A 4,109-nucleotide genomic window follows, 5' to 3' on the forward strand; every position below is an offset into this window, starting at 1 on the left:
CCTTAATGGTGATGACGCCATTGCCGTGCCCTGTCATGACACGCGGGCGGCCCGGCGACGGACTGGGAAAATCAAAGGCCAGGCCGCGCGCCGGATCGTCCCTTACCTTGGAGACAACAGGCAGTCCCAAGCCGATGAGCTGCGACACCAGCCGGCGCTTGGCCCTCTCCATGCGCGTCCACAACACCAGTTCCCCGGCCCGGGAGAGGTCAGGAACGCATTGGTTGAGGGCGCAAGCTTGGCAGAGCCGAGTCCGCTGTCCCCTCGCGCCGGCTTCGACGAGCCAGTTGCAACCCGGCGGCGAGGGGAAGTTGGCGCAGCGGCGGTACACCGGGGCACGCGAGCTGCTGCCACGAAGCTGCCAGGTGTCTTTGCGCGGCCCCGGCTGCAGTGCCAGCAAGGCCCCGCGAGAGGCCAAATAGCCCAGCGGCGCGCCGCAGCCAAGGCATTCACTGTTGCGAAAGTAGATCTCGTGCCCGCAGGAGCACTGCCAGGCGCGAGACGTCGCAGCCACCGCAGGCCTGCTCGGCTGTCCATGCCCGGATAGAGCAGCCATTGGGACTCCTGTGAAAGAAAGGGAGCGGCAAGCGGCAAGCGGCAAGCGGCAATCCTGCGACGGATTCAGCGCGCGCCGTAGCGCTTCATCAGCGGCTGTGCCGTCAAGCCATGAGCAACGATGGACGCGGCCACGGTCCACAGCGTCAAGGACACCAGCATCTGCGCGGTTGCCGGCTCCAGCCCTTGGCGCAAGGCCCAAAGCAAGTAGAACACCGAACCAATCCCGCGGATGCCGAACCAGCCCATCATCGCGCGTTGCCGGGCACTCACGCCTTCGCCCACAGTGGCCACCAGCACCGACAGCGGGCGCAGCACCAGCAGCAGCAGCGGGACGAACCACCAGACGGCAGGCAGCGGCACGGCATACGGCAGCATCGCACCGACCAGCAGCACCAGCGCCATCTCGGCGATTCTCTCGACCTGTTCATTGAAGGTTTCCACCGCGTGCCGCATGGTGGCGCTGGCATGGTGGGAATGGGTGGCCAGCGTGCTGTAGCCATGGCCGGCTGCGTCGCCGGACGGGCCAAGTGCATGGGTATCGGACCGTGGCCGCTCGCCCACGCGTCGCAGGGCCAAGCCGGCGGCGAACACCGCCAGGAAGCCGGACGCATGGCACAACTGGGCCACCCCGTAGGCCAGGCCTATGAGGCCCAAGCCAAGAAAGACATCCAGGCCGACTGCCTGCCCGTGGCGGCTGCGCAGGAAGACCACCAGATGGCCAACGGCAGCACCCCAGGTCGCGCCGATGGCCAGACCGCCAATGGTGGCCCAGGCGAACTCGACCATGATCCAGTGCAACACCTCCACCCCGTGCTCCGCGTGAGCCGACAAGCCCATGCCCAGCACGGCAAATGGAAAAGCCGCGCCATCGTTCAGGCCGCCTTCCCCCGCAAGGCTGAAACCCAGGCGGTCCGGGTCCGCACCCGGCTGGGACTGCACGCCCGCGGCCAGCACCGGATCGGTAGGCGCCAGGATGGCGCCCAGCAGCACGGCTGCGCCCGGGGACAAGTCCAGCACCAGCATGCCCAGCCCCGCGATCAAAATCACCATGGCCGCCAGCGACAGGAAGGCCAGCCGCAGGGGAAGCCGCCAGCGGCGGTCGCGCAGCGGCACCTCAAGACGCAGGCCAACGGCGAACAGCGAAACCAGCAGCCCCACCTCGGCCAGCCGCTCCAGGGTGGCCGCATAGCGCAGCGGGTCGGGCCTCATCACACCCAGGGCATCCGGCCCAAGCAGCCAGCCCAGCAGCAGGTACACCATGGCACCCGTCAGGGGCAGGCGGCTCAGCAGCGTGCCGGCGAACACCATGGCCAACAGCAATACCCCGAGCGCCAATACCCATTCGTCGAATGACATCACCGGCCCCTCCCCTGGGCAACCGCACACGACACGCGTGCGGCACTTGTGGCCTGGAACCGGCAACAGCGGCCGGGTGCGAGCCGTCACGGGCCCAGCAGCGCGTCGTAGGCGCGCTGATCGGCCGCGTGGCAGCCGCAGGCCACGCTCTCCAGGCCCTGCCGATCAAGCACGCAGACTGCGCCGCGGTGATAGCGGATCAGCAAGCGCTGCTGCAGCGCGCCGGCCGCCTCGGTCACGCCTTCGCGGCGCACGCCCAGCATGTGTGCCAGGAATTCGTGCGTGACGCGGAAGCCGTCCACCGCCGTGCGGTCGTCGCTCATCAGCAGCCAGCGGGCCAGCCGTGCGATCAACAAGTGGAAATGGACACAGGCGGCGGCCGTTGCAAGCTGTGTCAGCTGCACGTGGACATAGCGGTACAGCGCGCGATGCAGCGCCTCGCTCTGCGCCAGCTCGCGGCGAAACGGACCGGCCTGGATGCGCCGCGCCATCCCGGCGCCCTGTACGACGGCCCGCACCGGAGCGTCAGCCACGCCCAGCGCCAGGTGCGCGCCCAGCATGCCCTCGCGCCCAACCATGCCCACGCCCAGCAGGCGCGAGTCCGCCACGGTGGCCACCAGCGACACCACGGCGTCGAGCGGAAAGTACACGCACCGAGCCCGCGTGCCGCTCTCGCTCAGCACGTCTCCGGGACGCAATCGCACCGCTTCGGACAAAGCAAGCAGGCGCGACTGCCCATGCCGAGGCAGGCGTGCAATCAAAAGGTTCTCCAGCATCGCTTGCCTCCTTGCAGGAGCGTGGCGTGCGTGTCGCCAGGCGTCGTGGCGCAAGGCCGTGGCAGGTTGAACCTGCAACGCAGGTGACATGGCCTGACATCCACGCTAGGCGCCGCGGGACGGCACGTCAGTGCGCCGGCGCACAGTGCACAGTCCTTTCCAATGGAGCCGGCTTTTGTGCGCTGGCGCACTTGGGGCCTTTGCCTTCCTCTTATAGTGAATCTTTGCCTGGCGGCGATGCTGGACATGCAGACCGCCGGTGCGGCCATGGTTGGAGCCGCCCATGAACCCTGATCTCGATCCACGACAAAACCGCCTGCTGGCCGCCTTGCCGGCAGAAAGCCTTGCCCGCTGGCAGGCGGCGCTGGAGCCCATGGACATGCCGCTGGGCACGGTGCTTTACGAGTCTGGCGTCGCGATGGCGGACGTGTTTTTCCCGTGCACAGCCATCGCCTCGCTGCTGTACGTGATGGAAAACGGTGCGCCGGCAGAGATTGCGGTCGTCGGCAACGAGGGCATTGTCGGCGTGTCGGTCTTCATGGGCGGCGAGACGACGCCCAGCCGCGCCGTCGTGCAAAGCGCGGGCCGCGGCTTTCGCTTGCGCGGCTCCTGGCTCAAGCGCGAATTCGAGCAATCGGCGCCGGTGCTGCACCTGCTGCTGCGCTATACGCAGGCGCTCATCACGCAGATGGCGCAAACGGCCGTGTGCAACCGCCACCACTCGCTCGACCAGCAGTTGTGCCGCTGGCTGCTGCTGAGCCTGGACCGGCTGCAGGGCCCCGACCTGGTCATGACACAGGAGCTCATCGCCAACATGCTGGGTGTGCGCCGCGAGGGCGTGACGGAGGCGGCTGGGGCGCTGCAGCGTGACGGGCTGATCCGCTACCGGCGCGGCCATATCACGGTGCTGGACCGCGCCGCGCTGGAGCGCCGGACCTGTGAGTGCTACGCCGTGGTCCGACATGAATATGACCGGCTGCTGCCGGCCATCACGGCGCAATAAGGCTGACGTACACGCCCATCCGCCGCTTTGCTTGAGATCCAATCGCACTACAGGTCGGGTGGATAGCGGGCCAGCGAGCGTTGAGGAGTACCCTGACCCGGGACAGCGCACTGCCTGCTTGGGTTTGAATGTCATCCCTGGCCGACGCCACGCGTCATTCCGGTCAGCACGACCGACCTCCCATTACGCGGTCCAATGGGCCGGGCAAGGCAAAGGCCATGGACATTTTTGGCGAGTCGGCGCTGGAGCGCGAAGGCGCGCTGGCAGCAGCCCACGGGCAAAGGTGGCAGTCCAACCCCTTCCTTCACAAGCACAACATGCCTTAGGCGGCAGGCGAGTCACTTGGCAACTGGTCGCGCCGACACGACGCCTGGCAAAGGGGCTTTGAAGGCCACTCTCAGCTTGATCCCAGGTTA

The 4,109-nt window shown here is 67.6% G+C and carries 4 protein-coding genes; 1 reads left to right on the forward strand and 3 read right to left on the reverse strand.

Annotation, left to right across the window (positions count from 1 at the left end):
• The 3 genes from ALA01S_RS33780 to ALA01S_RS30260 all read right to left on the reverse strand — a co-directional run.
• Positions 1–514, reverse strand: a 514-nt coding sequence (locus ALA01S_RS33780) for a putative zinc-binding metallopeptidase (protein WP_174548671.1), incomplete at its 3' end; no start/stop codon positions are given.
• 107 nt (positions 515–621) lie between these two features.
• The gene (locus ALA01S_RS30255; RefSeq protein ID WP_066343365.1) at positions 622–1,914 is read right to left on the reverse strand and encodes a cation:proton antiporter; all 1,293 of its coding nucleotides are present in this window, start codon (positions 1,912–1,914) and stop codon (positions 622–624) included.
• Positions 1,915–2,000: 86 nt separating this feature from the next.
• Positions 2,001–2,564 carry a Crp/Fnr family transcriptional regulator gene (locus tag ALA01S_RS30260; protein WP_238456020.1) on the reverse strand — a complete coding sequence of 188 codons (564 nt, stop codon included), beginning with the start codon at positions 2,562–2,564 and terminating at the stop codon, positions 2,001–2,003.
• Positions 2,565–2,973: 409 nt separating this feature from the next.
• Between ALA01S_RS30260 and ALA01S_RS30265 the strand changes: the two genes are divergently transcribed.
• Positions 2,974–3,693, forward strand: coding sequence for a Crp/Fnr family transcriptional regulator (locus tag ALA01S_RS30265; RefSeq protein ID WP_066343370.1), 720 nt, complete (start codon positions 2,974–2,976; stop codon positions 3,691–3,693).
• Positions 3,694–4,109 lie beyond the last annotated feature (416 nt).

The organism is Azohydromonas lata NBRC 102462 (genome assembly GCF_001571085.1).
GTDB lineage: Bacteria > Pseudomonadota > Gammaproteobacteria > Burkholderiales > Burkholderiaceae_C > Azohydromonas > Azohydromonas lata.

Excerpts from the sequence above, each read along its gene's own strand:
- ALA01S_RS30265 (WP_066343370.1), top strand. The coding sequence starts at position 2,974 with ATGAACCCTGATCTCGATCCACGACAAAACCGCCTGCTGGCCGCCTTG.
- ALA01S_RS30255 (WP_066343365.1), bottom strand. The coding sequence starts at position 1,914 with ATGTCATTCGACGAATGGGTATTGGCGCTCGGGGTATTGCTGTTGGCC.